Here is a 14,473-nt window from a genome sequence, read left to right as displayed (position 1 = left end):
GAGCCGGCCTCTGTTTCTCCGCTTTTTCTTTTGGTTTTGTTTCTTTTGTTTTTCGCCCCCCCCCCGCCCCCTCTCTCCCCCCCGCGCAGGTGGATCAGTTGGTGCTGAACTCCCCGGCTCGGATGGCGGTGATGAATGCCTGCCAAGCGGCTGGTGGGAAGTTGAGGCGGGGGCCGTCGGGGTCCTTGCTGTCCCGCACGCGACCTGGCTGGGCATCGTCCACCTCAATGCACATGCCGCCGTCGTTGTTGCTGTGGCTACTCTTCCGCCATCTCTCCTGGTTCCCTGCTGGCACGACCGAACTCCTGTGAGATGCGCCTGATCATCGCCCTGGAGCACCGGGGCGACAGGGCCATGGCCCTGAGGAGAGCATGACCTGCGGCAGGCGGCAACACCCTCTGCATCCTCGATGAGTTCACCGCTCCGTGCTCCTTCTTCCCACTTCCCATGCAAGCGAAGGGCTGCCGGATCCAGAGCGACACCGTCAGGCGCCGCCGCCCCGGCCCGGGTCGGCGGCGCCATCGAGCAGTATCAGTTGGTGCCGAATTCTCCCGTGCGGACGGCGGTGACGAAGGCCTGCCAGGCGTCGGCGGGGAAGAGGAGGGTCGGACCGTTCGGATCCTTGGAATCGCGGACCGGCATCACGCCGATGAATCCGTCGGCGACCTCCACGCACGTGCCGCCGCTACCGCTGTATGAGCTCTTCCTCCAGCCGGTGTCAGTCAGGTCGACATCCATTCAAAGTCCCTCCGTACCGCGCGGATCATGGCCACTGAGTCGGCCTGGCTCATGGCTTCGACTACGAGCCGATCGTAGTCGTCGACCAGCGCGGCAATCGTCTCAGTATCTCGATCGATGTAGCCTCGCTGCTCGATCTCGCCGTAAGAGAGCATTTTGCGTCCTGGCATGGTAAGGAGGTGCACCAGGCGCGTGAACGGCCTGTCCTCGCCTAGCGAGTACGGTGCCACCTGGATGATGATGTTGGGCTGCTTGGCGAGATGTTCGAGGTGGAGCAACTGCTCGATCATGGTGTCGCGGCCGCCAATGGGCCGCCTGAGGCAGCTCTCGTCCATCACCGCGTGCAGAAGTGGTGGCGGGGTGCGGGCGTGGATGTTTTGTCGGGCGAGCAGGAATTCGATTCGCTCCTGGGCCTGTTCTGGTGTGACGGTTCCTCGTCGGAGATTGCCCTGCTCCCAAGCGGTTGCATATGCCCGGGTCTGTAGCAGCCCTGGAATCACGTTGATTTCGAAGAGCTTGATCTTCTCTGCGCGGGCCTCGTAGTTCGCGTACTCGGGGAAGCCCGGCACCAAAGCTGTGTGGCGGAGCTGCCAGTACATCAGCAGCAGGGTCCCGCCCGTCTGCAGGATCTCATCGGCCTTGGTAGCAAACTTCTCACTCGGCGGGCGCTGCGCAAGTTCGACGAACGAGACGTAGGACGGGTGGACACCGATCCTGCGCGCGAGCTGTTCCTGCTTGAGGCCCATCGCCATGCGTGACCTGCGGAGTTGGATCCCGAAGGCGGCCCATGGAGATGACTTCGGGTCAATTTCCTTGATGTTCACCATGGCCGCTCCAACTCTCCGTGCTGTCGAGGTCAAGTCGTCTACCGCTTCCGATGCTAGGTGACGCCGGGCCACCATGTGCACAGAACGTGAAACATTGATTGCGGAAGGTTATTCCCATGGCCGATGCCCAAGTTCCCCGCCTCCACGGCTACGGCGTGCGTTGGGACACCGGGGCCCGCCTCTACCGGGTCCGCAACGAGCTCACCCGGGAGTGGTTGCGCCAACCGGACGGTGAGCTCAGCGGGTTCAGGTCCTTCTCCGACGCCTGGAGCGCCTGGCGCGTCTTCGAGGTCCACAAGCGGCCGGGGGAGTGAGCGTGTCCTCGATGCTCTCCCGCGTGACCGTCGACCAGCGGCGGCAGGCGGCCGACGTCCTGGACGACCTGACGGCCGTCCTTGCCCTGGGCGGCGTCACGCTGCCGTCCGTCGAAGTCGACTGGGAGCACGGCCGGTTGACCGGGTGCTACCTGGTGAATCTGGGCTCGGCCAGCCCGTCCGCGCTCCTGCGGGTCGTCGACCTGCTCCGCAAGGGGCTGCGCTACGAGCGCCTGACGCATGACGGCTGAACTCCTCGTCCGCCTCCTGTGGTTGGCGGGCTTCTCCCTCACGCTCTTCGCCGCTCTCAGGAAGTGAACTCCCGATGCAAGACCCCCGCTTGCTCGCCAAGCCGCCGGTGTGCCGGCTCGGCTGCCTCGTCCTCGTGCGCAATCCGCGCGGTGACGTCCTGCTCGTGGACCCGGACTACATGGACGGGCTGATCCTGCCCGGCGGCGCCGCGAAGCCGAACGAGCCCCCGCACCTCGCCGCTGCCCGCAACCTGCGCGCCGAGACCGGCCTCAACCTCCGTCTCGCCGCCGTCCTCGCGGTCGACTTCACCCCCGCCGACCGTTACCTGGAGCGCCTCAACCTGGTCTTCGACGGCGGCACGGTGCGCGATGACACCCACCTGACCGTCCCGCCCCGGCACCGCAGCGGCCTGTTCGGTGCCCGCTTCGTCCCCGTCCGCCAACTCCACGACGTCATGGCGCCCTCCCAAGCCGCCCGTGCCACCGAGGCGTTGGCGGGCCGCGCGCTGCCCGTCCTCCTCCACGGACAGCGCGCGACCTGAGGACCGCCGCCGGGTTGGGGTGGTCAGTGCCCACATCGGCCCAGGCGGTGACGCGTTCGGCACTTCGGCACTTCGGCAATGAGAAGGGGCGGGCGCCAGGATCGGCGCCCGCCCTCCCGCGTCCGGGTGCGGTCAGCTCCAGGGGTTGGCCGGCTGGTCGGTGATGGCGGTCCAGAAGCGGGTGCCGGCGGGCAGGGTGCCGTTGGCCCACAGGCCCCAGCCGTTGGCGTCGTGGAACTCGGCCATCCGGAAGCCGGTGCCGAAGTAGCCGGCGCAGAGCTGGTCGGCGGCGGCCCGGCTGGAGAGCTGGCTGCCGGAGGTGGGGATGGTGGCCTTCACCTCGCCGCCGGCCCAGCTGTGGTAGCCGCTGGTGGGGACGCCGGCGGGGGCGGGGCGGCCGTCCTGCTTGAGGCACAGCACGGGCAGCTGCGCGGTGGCGGGGGTGTCGCCGCTGTACGCGTTGCTGCTGTTGTCGTTGCCGACGTGCACGACGTTGTCGGCGCGCTGCTCAAGGGTGGCCCAGGTCATGCCGTTGTGGGTGGCGACGCCGCCGAACAGGGCCACGTAGGTGCTGCGGTAGATGTCCCACTCCTGGTACCCGCCGTCGTTGCAGTCGAACATGTAGAGCCGCCAGCCGCCGCCGCCGATCCTGTGCTCGGTGTTGTCCAGGCACTGGGAGTTGGAGATGTTCTGCAGCCGCACCCCGAACAGGTCGTACCTCGACGTGCTGTCGGCCGCGGTCCACGGCGTGACCCGCCACATCTGCGAGGTGGCGTTGGCGACGCACTCGGCGCTGGAGGGGGTGTAGTCGGCGGTCAGGCAGTAGCGCTGGTCGTTGGTGTTGTTGAGGGTGTAGACGCTCGGCAGGCCCGGGACGGGCTTGAACACCCACTGGCCCGGGCCGTCGGACGGCGCGCAGGGACGCAGGTGCGTGCCCGTCAGTACGCCGTCGGGACAGCGCTCGGACTTCTGGTTGAACAGGACCGTCGAGGGGGTGTCGGCCGAGGCCGAGCCGCCCGGGACCAGCACCAGGCCGGTCAGGGCGAGCGCGATGCCGAGGACGATACGCCGGACTAGCGAACGCACAGAGCTCTCCAGGGAGGGGGACGACGAGGGGCGGCGGCCGGTCCGGAGGGCCCCCCGGGCCACCCGGTCCGTCCGCCGCCGCCAGCGTGTCAGCGTCCGATCAACCGCCGGTATCCCAGCTTTCTGGGGGGTCGTCCGACACCCCGCCTGGTCAGGGGGACGGCCAGGGGCGGCCCGGGCTACGTACCCCCTACCGATCCGCGACGGATTCGCCCCCTCCGCCCCCGCCCGTACCGTCGGAGACCACGGACACCGGACCAACCCCCAGGAGAACAGCGATGACCGCCTACGCGATGGCCCAGGTCCACTCGGTCGAGTTCGGCCCCGACATCGTCGAGTACCTCCAGCGCATCGACGCCACCCTGGACCCCTTCGACGGCCGCTTCCTCATCCACGGCGACCGGATCGAGACGGTCGAAGGCACCTGGGGACAGGACCTCATCCTCATCGAGTTCCCCGACCGCCAACGCCTGCGCGCCTGGTACGACTCGCCCGCCTACCAGGCGATCCTCCCGCTGCGCACCCGCCACATGACCGCCGACGTGGTCTTCGCCCGGGGCGTGCCCGTCGGCTACCGCGGCGCCGACGCCCTCAAGCACTGACCGGCCCGGGGGCTCAACGCCCCTGCGTCCGCTCGCGCCACCACCGCACCGTCGCCTCCACCTGCTCCTCCAGCGCGGTCGCGCGCACCGCGAACGCGGCCTCGTAGGCGGAGGCGTCCACCACGAACGGGCGGTCGAACTGGTAACGGACCTCCCGCAGTTCACGCAGCAGCGGGGAGAACAGCCCCGCCGCGCCCAGCAGCGCCTGCGGGAGCCGGCGCACCGCGACCGGTCCGACGCCCGCCTGCGCGGCCAGCCGTTCCACCATCGCGCGCACCGGCAGCGCGGGGGCCGTCGGCACGTGCCAGGCCCGCCCCCAGGCCCGCTCCTCGCCCGCGACCTCGGCCAACGCCCGCGCCACGTCCGGCAGGTACGTCCAGCTGTGTGGCGCGTCCGGGTCGCCGAGCACCGCGATGTTCCGGCCCTTCAGCAGGCCCGGCATCACCCGCGAGGCCAGGTGCCCGCCGTCCGTCACCCCGGGGCCGAAGAAGTCCGAGGCCCGCACCTCGACCGCCCGGATCCGCCCGGCCCCGTGCAGCGCCCGCGCCTGCTCCCACGCCGCCGCCCGCACCCGCCCCTTGGGGCCGGCCGCGGCCAGCGGCAGGTCCTCGGTCATCGGACCGCGCACCGGCCCGTAGCCGTAGAGGTTGCCGAGCATGACCAGCACCGCCCCGGTGGCCTCGGCCGCCGCGCACAGCGAGGAGGCCAGCGCCGGCCACCGCGCCGCCCACTGCGGCAGCGGCGGCGCCGCGCAGCCGTAGATCGCCGCCGCGCCGCGTGCGGCCTCCGCCAGTCGCGCGCGATCGCCCGCGTCCAGCGCCACGTGCTCGATGCCGGGCACCGGGGCCCCGCCCCGCGCGGGGCTCCCCGACCTGGTGACGACCCGTACGGCGTGCCCCTGCCCGGCCAGCAGGCGGGCGGTGGCGGCCCCGGCGGGCCCGTATCCGACAACCACGTGGAAGCTCATCCGCCCCACCCTAGGGTCTGGGGCCGTGGGTGTTGCGGGTGCTGTGAGTGCGGCGCGGGCGCTAGCAAATACTTGGTATGGCAACCGTAAAAGACGATCTATGCTGGCGGACGTTCACAATCTCTCCGCACAACGCAAGGTGCTGAATGAAGCTGCCCCGGGTGTCCGCCGTCGTCGCGGCCGCCGTCCTGGCCCCCACCGTCCTCTTCCCGTCGATGGCCTCCGCCGCCGACAACCCCCAGCCGGCCGGCGTCTCCGGCCCTGACACCGCGTCCAAGGGCACCGAGGACCAGGGGACAGGCCAGGAGGAGCACGACCGCGCCGAGGTGCGGCGCATCCTCGCCGACAAGGAGAGCGGCGTCAGCGTGCGCGAGGCCGCCCAGAAGGCGCTGAACGGCACCGCCGCCGACCTGCGGCACTTCCTGGACGTCGAGCTCCACGACCAGCGCATGATCGACAACCGGGTGAAGGCCTACCAGGTCCTCGCCGTCGGCGGGCCGGCCGTCAAGAAGGCCGCCACGGCCGCCCTGCGGGGCGGCACCGCCGAGGACGTCGCGAAGTTCCTCAAGGAGGGCCAGTTCACCGCCCGCGCCGAGGACGAGGACCGCGCCAAGGTCCAGAGCATCCTCGACGACAAGGAGACCGGCCCGGCCGTGCGCGAGGCGGGGGAGAAGGCCCTCGCGGGCACCGCCGCCGACGTGCGGCACTTCCTGGACGTCGAGCTCGGCGAGCGGCGTCTGACCGACAACCGGGTGATGGTCGCCCGGATCTTCGACGGCGCCGGGCCGGCGGTGAAGGCGGCCGCCCGGAAGGCGATATCCGGCAGCAACCAGGAAGTCCTGGCCTTTCTGAAGGAGGGCCAGTTCATCGCCCGGGCCGAGGACGAGGCCCGCGCCAAGGTGCAGGGCATCCTGGACGACAAGGAGACCGGTCCGGGCGTGCGCGAGGCGGGGGAGAAGGCTCTCGCGGGCACCGTCGCCGACGTGCGGCACTTCCTGGACGTCGAGCTCCCCAAGCAGCGGGCCGACGACAACCGGGTGAAGCTCGCCCAGATCATGTCGGCCGGCGGACGGGCCGTGCGCGAGGCCGCCGGCCGGGCGCTGGACGGCACCGACGAGGACGTCGTGAAGTTCCTGAAGGAGGGCCAGTTCACGGCCCGCGCCGAGGACGAGGCCGCGAACAAGCCGGCCCCGCAGCCGGCCCGGCCCGCCGAGCAGCCGCAGACCGCCACCGGCGCCCAGTCGGCCGTCCGGCCCGCCGCCCTGACCACCACGACGGGCACGACCGCGGGCACGACCACGGCGGGCACCACCGCCGGGACGGCGGCCACGGCCACCACGGGCGCCACCACGGTCACCACCCGCCCCGGCCAGCTCGCCGCGACCGGCACCGAGGGCCTCGGCTGGGAGGCCGGCGGCGCCGCCGCGGCCCTGGCCGCGGGCGCGGCGCTCGTCGTCGCCTCCCGCCGCCGCTCCACCGAGAGCTGACGCCCCCGCGCGCCCCGGCCGCCCACGCGGCCGGGGCATGCGGACGTCCGGGGCCGCACGCTCAGCCGCGGGGGCGGCGCCCGGCGATCGCCCGGGCGGCGAGTTCCGCGTGCCAGCGGGCCGCGTTGCCGCCGGCCAACTGGCCGGCGAAGGCGCGCCGCGCGGCCTGCACCGACTCGGCCGAAGCGTGCGGGTACGCCTCCCAGACCGCCCAGAGCGCGTTCTCGGTGTCCTCGTCCAGGCCCGTGCAGGTCAGCGGCCCGGTCCCGGACAGGGTCTCGGCCAGCACCGCCTCGAAGACCTGCCGCAGTCGCTCGTCGTCGTCGCGCCCGCGGGCGGGGCGCTCAGCCACCACCGCTGCTGCCGCCGCCACCGCTGCCACCATCGCCGCCACCGTCGCCGCTGTCGCCGCCGCTCAGGCTCCGGTTCCGGCGCCGGCTGCGCGCGGAGCGGCGCAGCAGGGACCCCGAGGCGAGCGTCACGGACGCCACGGCGCGCACCCAGCGGGGGCCGCCGCGTTCGGCCCACACCACGCACACGCACCCGCCGACCGCGAGCACCAGGACACCGACCAGCACGGTACCGACCACGTCTCACCCCTCTCCCGTCCATCCCGTTTCCGGGCCGATCCTCTCAAGCCGAGCCGCCCGCCCGCGCCCCCGACCCGCCCGAAACCGGGTCGATCCGCCATGCAAGCAGACAGTCCGCTTGCCGTGCAGGAAAGTTGGTGCCGCGCGGCATTTGCCGGGGTCGGGGCCCCGCGCCGGTGTGACCGGCGGAAATCGCCCCCGTCCGACCCGCGCCCCGGCCCGGCGCCGGGTGCGGTCACGAACCCGCCGTGTGCCAGGATGCCGACGCTGATCCCCTCTCCCGACCACCCGAGCAAAGGAGTCCGCCATGGCCAAGGGCCTGTTCGCGACCCTGCACACCACTCTGGGCCCGATCCGGCTGGAGCTGTTCCAGTTCCACGCGCCGAAGACGGTCCGCAACTTCGTCGAACTCGCCGAGGGCGCCCGAGAGTACACCGACCCGCGCACCGGCGAGCCCGGCAGCGGCCCGTACTACGACGGCACGCTCTTCCACCGCGTGGTGACCGGCTTCATGGTCCAGGGCGGCGACCCCACCGGCAGCGGCACCGGCGGCCCGGGCTACGCCTTCGCCGACGAGTTCCACCCCGAACTGCACTTCACCAAGCCGTACCTGCTCGCCATGGCCAATTCCGGCCCGGGCACCAACGGCTCGCAGTTCTTCATCACGGTCGGCACGCCGGCCCACCTGAACCGCCGGCACACCATCTTCGGCCAGGTCGCCGACGCCGACTCCCGGGCCGTCGTCGACGCCCTCGCGGCCGTCCCCACGGACGGCGAACGCCCCGTCGACGACGTCGTGATCACCCAGGTCACCGTCGAGCGGCTCTGACGCCCGTCTCCCGGGAAGCCCTGCGCCCGTCGTCCGGCGGCGTCAGAGCCAGCCGCGGTCGTCGGCGGTGCGCAGGGCCTCGGTGCGGTTGCGGGTGGCGGTCTTGGCGATGGCGGAGGAGAAGTAGTTGCGCACGGTGCCCTCCGAGAGGTAGAGCTTGCCGGCGATCTCGGCGACGCCGGCCCCGGAGCGGGAGGCGTTCAGCACGTCGCGTTCCCGGGCGGTGAGCGGGGAGGCCCCGGCCGCCAGGGTGGCCGCGGCCAGTTCCGGGTCCACCACGCGTTCGCCCGCCGCGACCCGGCGGATGGCGTCGGCGAGCACTTCGGCCGGCGCGTCCTTGACGACGAAGCCGACCGCGCCCGCCTCCATCGCCCGGCGCAGGTAGCCGGCGCGTCCGAAGGTGGTGAGGATGACGACCCGGCAGCCGGGCACCTGCTGGGCCAGGACGGCGGCGGCGGCCAGGCCGTCGAGGCCGGGCATCTCGATGTCCAGGAGGGCCACGTCGGGCCGGTGTTCGCGGGCCGCGTCGACGACCTGGTCGCCGCGCCCGACGGCGGCGACCACCTCGAAGCCGTCCTCCAGGTCGAGCAGGGCGCACAGCGCGGTGCGGACCAGTTCCTGGTCCTCGGCGAGCAGCAGGCGGATCGTCATGTCGTCCCTTTCCGGGCGGGGGCGCGCCCGTGGCGGGCGCCCGGCGGGACGGTGACCAGCAGCCGCCACCCGCGCGGGCTCAGCGGGCCGGCTTCGACGGTACCGCCGGCCGCCGCGACCCGTTCCCGCAGCCCCCTCAGGCCCTTCCCGATCCCGCTGCCCTCGCCGGTCCCGCCGCCCCCGGCGGCCCCGTCGGTTCTGCCGTCCGCGCCCGTCCCGTCGTCGCGGATCTCCACGGAGGAGCCGGTGACGGTGACGGTGCAGCGGTCGGCCCGGGCGTGCCGGACCACGTTGGTCAGGCCCTCGCGCACCACCCAGCCGAACAGTTCCCCGTCCTGCGTGGCGACGGGGTCGGTGGACGTCGGCAGGTCGGCGACCACCCCGGCGGCGCGCAGCAGTTCGCGTCCGCGCGCCAGTTCGCCGGCCAGCGTGACGTCGCGGTAGCCGGTGACCGCGGCCCGGACGTCGGCCAGCGCCTGCCGGGACAGCGACTCCACCGCGGCCATCTCCGCCAGCGACTGGTCGAGGTCCTTGGCGGCGAGGCGCTGGGCCAGGCGGGACTTGACGGTGATCGCGGTGAGCGAGTGCCCGAGCAGGTCGTGCAGGTCGCGCGCGATCCGGTTGCGTTCGGCCTCCGAGGCCAGCCGCGCCACCTCGGCCCGGGCGGCCACCAGGGCCTGGTTGGTGGTGGCGATCTCCGCGAACGCCCCCGTGGTGAGCACGGTGAACAGCAGCGCCAGCGCCTGGAAGGTGCCGGGCCCGGTGTGCCAGGCGGGCACCGCCCACGGCACCAGCAGGGCGGCCAGGGTGGCGGCGGCGGTCACCCGGGTGGCGTGGCGGCGCCGCAGCACGGCGACGAAGGAGACCACGACGGTGGCGAGGTAGAACGCGTTCTCGTGGGCGAACGGCAGCGCGGCCAGGAACAGCGCGCTCATCACCGCCAGCAGCAGGAGCACCTGCCGCCGCCGGCCGCGGACCATCGCGGTGGCGGTGAGGACGAAGCAGAGGCAGAACGCGCCGACGACCGCGTACCCGGCGACCAGGGCCGCCCCGGACACGTTGTCGTTCACGGCGACGGCGGTCAGGCACGGGTAGACCAGCATCCCGGCGCCCAGCATGATCCGCCGCCAGCCCTGCACCCACCGCTGCGGGGCGCGCTCCCCTGTGGCGCGCTCAGCGGCGGCGTGCCCGGGGAGGGTCGCCTGCGTGTCCTCGTCCACCCTCGCCTGCCTCACGTCGCGTCGGATCGCGCGAACAGGGTACGCAGGTGGCGTCCGTTGATCACGGCGGCCACCCCCGCCAGCACCAGCCCGCACAGGGCCTGCTCGGCCTTCATCCAGAACGGGAAGGTCCCCGGCACGCAGATGATCACGACGATCGCGGCGATCATGACGGCCGAGATGATCCGCAGCCGCCGGTACGCCGCGTGCGAGCCGCGGGCGGCCCGGGTGGTGAACAGGGACGTGACCACGGCGCTGGCCACGACGAGGCTGCCGCGGATCCACACGGCCGGGTTCACCAGGTCGGGGTGGTCGCGCAGGGCGTAGGCGGCCGCCAGGGTGACGACGCTGAGGCCCAGGTAGGCGAACACCAGCCGCCTGATGGTGCGGAAGGCCCGAACGGTGTCGGGGTGGTTCACATCGGTGGAGGTCATGCCCCCATGCTGTCCGCGCCGTGCCCCCGCCCGGCAGTGTGCTGCCGCACCGGCCGACCGTGACAATTGTCAGCAGGTCAGGGCGGGTCAGGGCAGGTCAAGGCGGATCAGGTCAGGGCAGGGAAGGGCGGGGTCAGGTCAGGGCGGGGGAAGGGCCGGGGGAAAGCGGGGCCGCCGCCCGGCGGGGCCGGGCGGCGGCTGGCTGTCGGTCGTGCGGTGGGGCTCAGGAGCAGCTGGTGAAGGTGGGGCTGGTGTTGGCGATGTAGAGGGTGGCGCCGCCGCTGGGGTCGGAGGTGAGCGGGACGGTGACGGTGTCCTCGGCGGTCCACGGGAAGCCGCGGGCGTCGAACGTCCAGCTGCCGGTGACCTTGCGGGCGAGTTCGGCCAGCGTCACCCAGCCGTACTGCTGGGGCGGGACGTTGACGGTGACGGCGTTGTTGACGGTGGTCGAGCCCTGCCAGACGTTGCTGTAGTTGACGGCGGTCTTGACCGCGGTGGTGAAGACGCCGCCGGGGGCGCCGCCGGAGATGTCCGCCCCGATCTCGCCGCCGAGGGTGCTGGACCAGCCGGTCATGTTGGTGACCGCGAAGTTCTGCTGGGCGGCGCTGCTGGTGTTGTTGAACCAGATCGAGGAGACGCAGACCTTCGGCAGCGGTGCCGCGGGGGCCTCGCTCTTGACGGCCCAGGAGCAGGAGGAGACGTCCTTCTGGCACTGCTTGGCGGCGTGGTCGACGGCGAGGCTGCGGGCGGCCTGCGGGAAGCCGGTGGACCACTGCTGGTTGGCGGTGCCGTTGCAGGTGTACTGGTCGGTCCAGGCGTCGTCGTACTGGGCGCCGAGCAGCAGGTCCAGGCAGGTGTTGTCGCCCAGGTGGCGGATCATGAACGCGTCGGCGGCCCCGGCGACCGGCTGCAGGAACCACCGCTGGCTGGACTGCCCGGCGCAGGTCTGCTGGCGCAGGGCCGGGGTGAAGAAGGCCAGGTCGATGCACTTGCCGGTGTCGTTGTTGACGATGGTGAAGGAGAAGTCGGAGGGATCGACGCTCAGCCGCCAGGACTGGTGGTAGCCGGGCGCCGAGTTGGTGACGATGTAGGCGCCGTCGCCCATGGTGCCGTTCTGGACGTCGAGTTGGCGCCCGTTGCTGAGGGACTTGATGGTCAGGCACTGCTGCGGGGAGGCGCAGGCGGCGGCCGGTGCCGTGGCGGCGTGGGCCCGCGCGGTCGCGAACGGGGAGGCGGTGAAGCCCAGGGCGGCGCAACAGGCCACCAGGACGGCCGCGATCAGGCGCAGCCAGGGAGCCGGTCGGCTCGGGGTCGTGGCGGAGAGCACGGGGTCGGGTCCTTTCGTCGGGAACAGGGAGAGGGGAGAGGAGTCGGAAAGAAGGGGAGGGCGGGCCGGTCAGGCGGCGGCGAAGGCCGCTTCCAGGCGGGGGACGTAGTCCACGAGGTCCTGCGCCCAGCAGCCCGCGCTGTGGCCGCCGTTGCAGGCGGTGCCCCAGCCGGCGCCGTTGCCGTAGTCGACGTAGTGGTAGCGGTAACCGAGGGCGTCCAGGCGGTCCTTGAGGCGCTTGGCGGTGCCCTCGGCCCAGAACTCCATGTCGGAGGCGCTGCCGTTGCCGTTGCCGGTGTAGACCGCGATGCCGGTGTCGGTGAGCGCGCCCAGGCGGGAGACCGGGTCCGCGGCGTTCCAGCGCCAGTCGGCGTTGAACACCGGGTACGGCGAGCCGAAGATCGCGTCGCTGGAGACCGTGGGGCCGAAGTCGAGGCCGCAGGGCTTCCCGTCGCTGGGCCCGCACAGCACGGTGCCGGCGTTGGTCAGGGTGGCGACCACGGCCCCGCGGATGATCATCTCGTTCACGGAGAGGTCGTTCGCGCCGGACATGGTGAGGACCTGGCCGAACAGCTGGGGCCGGTCCTGCGCGTAGTGCAGCGCGCCGAAGCCGCCCATCGACAGGCCGCCGACGGCCCGGCTCTTACGGCCCGTCAGGGTGCGCAGGTTGGCGTCGATGAACGGGACCACCTGGTCGAGGTGGAAGGTCTCCCAGTTCTGCGCCCCGGCGGCGGTGTTCTGGTCGAGCCAGTCGGTGTACCAGCCGCGCAGGCCGCCGTCCGGGATGACGGTGATCATCGACTGCGCGGCGGTGAGGGCGGGGTAGGCCAGGGCCGGGTCGCTCGGGTTGTCCGAGGCGCCGTGCAGGAAGTACAGGACCGGGTAGCGCTTGGCCGGGCTGGCCGCGTAGTCGGCGGGCAGCAGGATCCGGATGGCGTGCTCCCCGGCGACCTGGGGTGTGGTGACGGTGAGCACGAAGTTGGTGGCGCTGCCGGTGGCGGCGCCGACCTGGGTGAGCCCGAAGCCGTCCTTCATCGGCGGCGGGGCGGGGGCCTCGGCGTGCGAGGCGGGCACGCCCAGCAGCAGGAGGCAGGCGGCCAGGGCGGCGACGGCCGCCTTGGCGTGCCGGAGCCGGGCGCGCAGGGGCCGTACGGGCGGGCGCCGGGCGGGCTGGGCTGGTGTCATGGGTTGTCCTTGGCCGTGAGGGTGCCGCCGTTCCCGGGGGGAACCGCTGGAACTGTCTGAACACCGACAACTCTTGCGAGATCACCTCGCGGTCCGCCAGAGCGCCCTGCGGCGCACCTGGGCCACTGGCGCATGTGCGCCACCGGCGTGGGTAGCCTCCGACGGCCCGTCCGGGCGACACCGGCACAACGACAAGCCGACAAACCGACGAGCGGACGGGCCGACACAACGGCAGACGGACACACCGATACGCCGACACACCGATACACCGATACACCGATACACCGACACGATGACGGGGGACGTCGTGCACGACGTGCTGGATCCCGACTCCGAACGCGGCCGGGTCTACCGCTGCCTGGTCGGCCGTCCGCAGGCGCGGGCGGCGGAGCTGGCGGCCGGGGTCGGCCTCGGCGAGGGCGCCGTCCTGGCCGTGCTCAGGGAACTCGCCGACGAGGGCATCGTCGTGGCCTGCAACGGCGACGGCCTGCCCGTCGGCGGCCATTGCGACGACGGCCATTGCGACGACGGCCCGCGCGGCGACGGCCACCGCGACCGCGACCGCGCCTGGGAGGCGCTGCCGCCCGGCCGGGTGGTCGAGGCGGTGCTGCAGAGCGACGCCGTCCGGCAGGCCACGGCGCGCCGGGCCGGGGCGGAACTGGAACGCCTCTACCGCTTCGCCCGGCGCGACGCCGGCACCTACGGAGCCCTGGAGGTGGTCGAGGACGCCGCCCAGGTGCTGGCGGCCAGTCGGCGCCTCCAGCTCGCCGCCCGCCACCAGGTGCGGGTCATCGACGTGCCGCCCTACTCCGGCAGTTCGGCCTACTACTTCGACCAGGAGGTGCTGCAGCGCCAGCGGATGGCCGCCGGGGTCGTCTACCGCTCGATCTACCACGGCTGCGCCTTCGACGACCCGGTCGCGGGCCCCAACATGGCGCGCATGGTCGAGGCGGGGGAGCAGGCCCGCACGCTGGACGAGCCGCCGCTCAAGCTGGCCCTGGGCGACGACGACCTGGCGATCGTCACGCTGGCGGCCGACGGGCGCCCGGGCGTCGTCTCGCTGCTGATCCGGCCCTCGGGCCTGCTGCGGGCGCTGGCCGCGGTGTTCGAGACGCTCTGGCGGCTGGCCGTCCCGGCGTCGGTGTCCGCCGTCGACCTGCGGATCGGTGAGCGGGACCGCCGCATCCTGACCCTGATGGCCAGTGGTGCCACGGATGACGCCATCGCCCGGCGGCTGGGGCTGGGGCGGCGCACGGTGGTGCGCCGGGTCTCGGCGCTGCTGGCCCAGCTGGGGGCCACCACGCGTTTCCAGGCGGGCGTGCAGGCGGCCCGGGGGGGGGGGGTGTGTGGCCCCCGCCGCCGGGCGGAGAACCGTGGGGGGGGGGGGGGAGGAGGGGGGGTGAACGGGGTCCACCATCCGGTG

19 protein-coding genes are annotated in these 14,473 nt (G+C 72.7%); 7 read left to right on the top strand and 12 right to left on the bottom strand.

The window, feature by feature from the left end; genetic code table 11:
- Positions 1–94 precede the first annotated feature (94 nt).
- From ACFVX9_RS29120 to ACFVX9_RS29110, 3 genes are all read right to left on the bottom strand, one after another.
- Positions 95–295: a DUF397 domain-containing protein gene (locus ACFVX9_RS29120; RefSeq protein WP_387984352.1), complete on the bottom strand. Its 201-nt coding sequence runs from the start codon at positions 293–295 to the stop codon at positions 95–97.
- Between the two features lie 236 nt (positions 296–531).
- A complete protein-coding gene (locus ACFVX9_RS29115; protein ID WP_380375538.1) occupies positions 532–738 on the bottom strand; it encodes a DUF397 domain-containing protein in 207 nt (68 codons plus the stop codon).
- Positions 723–1,565, bottom strand: a complete 843-nt coding sequence (locus tag ACFVX9_RS29110) for a helix-turn-helix transcriptional regulator (protein ID WP_380375540.1) — start codon at positions 1,563–1,565, stop codon at positions 723–725. Before ACFVX9_RS29110 ends, ACFVX9_RS29115 begins: the two co-directional genes overlap by 16 nt.
- A gap of 116 nt (positions 1,566–1,681) precedes the next feature.
- On the opposite strand from ACFVX9_RS29110, the gene ACFVX9_RS29105 reads away from it, so the two are divergent.
- The 3 genes from ACFVX9_RS29105 (at position 1,682) to ACFVX9_RS29095 (ending at position 2,672) form a co-directional block, all read left to right on the top strand.
- Positions 1,682–1,879 carry a hypothetical protein gene (locus ACFVX9_RS29105; protein ID WP_380375542.1) on the top strand — a complete coding sequence of 66 codons (198 nt, stop codon included), beginning with the start codon at positions 1,682–1,684 and terminating at the stop codon, positions 1,877–1,879.
- Positions 1,880–1,890: 11 nt separating this feature from the next.
- Positions 1,891–2,130, top strand: coding sequence for a hypothetical protein (locus tag ACFVX9_RS29100; protein WP_380375543.1), 240 nt, complete (start codon positions 1,891–1,893; stop codon positions 2,128–2,130).
- 74 nt (positions 2,131–2,204) lie between these two features.
- On the top strand, positions 2,205–2,672 hold the full coding sequence (locus ACFVX9_RS29095) for an NUDIX domain-containing protein (protein ID WP_380425197.1): 468 nt from the start codon (positions 2,205–2,207) through the stop codon (positions 2,670–2,672).
- A gap of 132 nt (positions 2,673–2,804) precedes the next feature.
- On the opposite strand, the gene ACFVX9_RS29090 is transcribed toward ACFVX9_RS29095, so the two are convergent.
- Positions 2,805–3,758, bottom strand: a complete 954-nt coding sequence (locus ACFVX9_RS29090) for a hypothetical protein (protein ID WP_387984350.1) — start codon at positions 3,756–3,758, stop codon at positions 2,805–2,807.
- Positions 3,759–4,036: 278 nt separating this feature from the next.
- Between ACFVX9_RS29090 and ACFVX9_RS29085 the strand changes: the two genes are divergently transcribed.
- On the top strand, positions 4,037–4,360 hold the full coding sequence (locus ACFVX9_RS29085) for a DUF1330 domain-containing protein (RefSeq protein ID WP_387984349.1): 324 nt from the start codon (positions 4,037–4,039) through the stop codon (positions 4,358–4,360).
- 13 nt (positions 4,361–4,373) lie between these two features.
- On the opposite strand, the gene ACFVX9_RS29080 is transcribed toward ACFVX9_RS29085, so the two are convergent.
- Positions 4,374–5,327 (bottom strand): NAD-dependent epimerase/dehydratase family protein, encoded by a 954-nt coding sequence (locus ACFVX9_RS29080; protein ID WP_387984347.1) that lies wholly within the window; start codon positions 5,325–5,327, stop codon positions 4,374–4,376.
- Between the two features lie 146 nt (positions 5,328–5,473).
- Between ACFVX9_RS29080 and ACFVX9_RS29075 the strand changes: the two genes are divergently transcribed.
- Positions 5,474–6,814 carry an ALF repeat-containing protein gene (locus tag ACFVX9_RS29075; RefSeq protein ID WP_387984345.1) on the top strand — a complete coding sequence of 447 codons (1,341 nt, stop codon included), beginning with the start codon at positions 5,474–5,476 and terminating at the stop codon, positions 6,812–6,814.
- Between the two features lie 61 nt (positions 6,815–6,875).
- Here ACFVX9_RS29075 and ACFVX9_RS29070 read toward each other — a convergent pair whose 3' ends face one another.
- Positions 6,876–7,166, bottom strand: a complete 291-nt coding sequence (locus ACFVX9_RS29070) for a hypothetical protein (RefSeq protein WP_387984344.1) — start codon at positions 7,164–7,166, stop codon at positions 6,876–6,878.
- Complete coding sequence (locus ACFVX9_RS29065) at positions 7,159–7,404, bottom strand: hypothetical protein (RefSeq protein ID WP_387984342.1); 246 nt, start codon at positions 7,402–7,404, stop codon at positions 7,159–7,161. The genes ACFVX9_RS29070 and ACFVX9_RS29065 overlap by 8 nt, the downstream gene beginning before the upstream one ends.
- A 307-nt stretch (positions 7,405–7,711) precedes the next feature.
- Here ACFVX9_RS29065 and ACFVX9_RS29060 point away from each other — a divergent pair, with 307 nt between their 5' ends.
- Complete coding sequence (locus ACFVX9_RS29060) at positions 7,712–8,233, top strand: peptidylprolyl isomerase (RefSeq protein WP_387984340.1); 522 nt, start codon at positions 7,712–7,714, stop codon at positions 8,231–8,233.
- Positions 8,234–8,275: 42 nt separating this feature from the next.
- Here the strand turns inward: ACFVX9_RS29060 and ACFVX9_RS29055 are convergent, their stop codons facing one another.
- The 5 genes from ACFVX9_RS29055 to ACFVX9_RS29035 form a co-directional block, all read right to left on the bottom strand.
- Entirely contained in the window at positions 8,276–8,884 is a 609-nt protein-coding gene (locus ACFVX9_RS29055; RefSeq protein ID WP_380344249.1) for a response regulator, read from the bottom strand.
- On the bottom strand, positions 8,881–10,104 hold the full coding sequence (locus tag ACFVX9_RS29050; RefSeq protein WP_387984338.1) for a sensor histidine kinase: 1,224 nt from the start codon (positions 10,102–10,104) through the stop codon (positions 8,881–8,883). Before ACFVX9_RS29050 ends, ACFVX9_RS29055 begins: the two co-directional genes overlap by 4 nt.
- 11 nt (positions 10,105–10,115) lie before the next feature.
- Positions 10,116–10,538, bottom strand: a complete 423-nt coding sequence (locus ACFVX9_RS29045) for a hypothetical protein (RefSeq protein ID WP_363376075.1) — start codon at positions 10,536–10,538, stop codon at positions 10,116–10,118.
- A 223-nt stretch (positions 10,539–10,761) separates the two neighbouring features.
- Positions 10,762–11,865, bottom strand: a complete 1,104-nt coding sequence (locus ACFVX9_RS29040; RefSeq protein ID WP_387984336.1) for an RICIN domain-containing protein — start codon at positions 11,863–11,865, stop codon at positions 10,762–10,764.
- A 69-nt stretch (positions 11,866–11,934) separates the two neighbouring features.
- Positions 11,935–13,050, bottom strand: coding sequence for an alpha/beta hydrolase (locus ACFVX9_RS29035; protein ID WP_387984334.1), 1,116 nt, complete (start codon positions 13,048–13,050; stop codon positions 11,935–11,937).
- A 292-nt stretch (positions 13,051–13,342) separates the two neighbouring features.
- Between ACFVX9_RS29035 and ACFVX9_RS29030 the strand changes: the two genes are divergently transcribed.
- The coding region (locus tag ACFVX9_RS29030) for a LuxR C-terminal-related transcriptional regulator (protein ID WP_387984332.1) at positions 13,343–14,473 on the top strand (1,131 nt) is incomplete at its 3' end.

Origin of the sequence: Kitasatospora sp. NPDC058243 (assembly GCF_042882025.1) — a bacterium.
Classification (GTDB): Bacteria; Actinomycetota; Actinomycetes; order Streptomycetales; family Streptomycetaceae; genus Kitasatospora.
Note: the sequence above shows the minus strand (reverse complement) of the source record. Positions and strands in the feature narration are given on the sequence as shown.

Coding starts and splice junctions, on each gene's coding strand:
- ACFVX9_RS29055 (WP_380344249.1), bottom strand. CDS start 8,884: ATGACGATCCGCCTGCTGCTCGCCGAGGACCAGGAACTGGTCCGCACC.
- ACFVX9_RS29085 (WP_387984349.1), top strand. CDS start 4,037: ATGACCGCCTACGCGATGGCCCAGGTCCACTCGGTCGAGTTCGGCCCC.
- ACFVX9_RS29080 (WP_387984347.1), bottom strand. CDS start 5,327: ATGAGCTTCCACGTGGTTGTCGGATACGGGCCCGCCGGGGCCGCCACC.
- ACFVX9_RS29105 (WP_380375542.1), top strand. CDS start 1,682: ATGGCCGATGCCCAAGTTCCCCGCCTCCACGGCTACGGCGTGCGTTGG.
- ACFVX9_RS29035 (WP_387984334.1), bottom strand. CDS start 13,050: ATGACACCAGCCCAGCCCGCCCGGCGCCCGCCCGTACGGCCCCTGCGC.
- ACFVX9_RS29045 (WP_363376075.1), bottom strand. CDS start 10,538: ATGACCTCCACCGATGTGAACCACCCCGACACCGTTCGGGCCTTCCGC.
- ACFVX9_RS29100 (WP_380375543.1), top strand. CDS start 1,891: ATGCTCTCCCGCGTGACCGTCGACCAGCGGCGGCAGGCGGCCGACGTC.
- ACFVX9_RS29060 (WP_387984340.1), top strand. CDS start 7,712: ATGGCCAAGGGCCTGTTCGCGACCCTGCACACCACTCTGGGCCCGATC.
- ACFVX9_RS29110 (WP_380375540.1), bottom strand. CDS start 1,565: ATGGTGAACATCAAGGAAATTGACCCGAAGTCATCTCCATGGGCCGCC.
- ACFVX9_RS29075 (WP_387984345.1), top strand. CDS start 5,474: ATGAAGCTGCCCCGGGTGTCCGCCGTCGTCGCGGCCGCCGTCCTGGCC.
- ACFVX9_RS29095 (WP_380425197.1), top strand. CDS start 2,205: ATGCAAGACCCCCGCTTGCTCGCCAAGCCGCCGGTGTGCCGGCTCGGC.
- ACFVX9_RS29115 (WP_380375538.1), bottom strand. CDS start 738: ATGGATGTCGACCTGACTGACACCGGCTGGAGGAAGAGCTCATACAGC.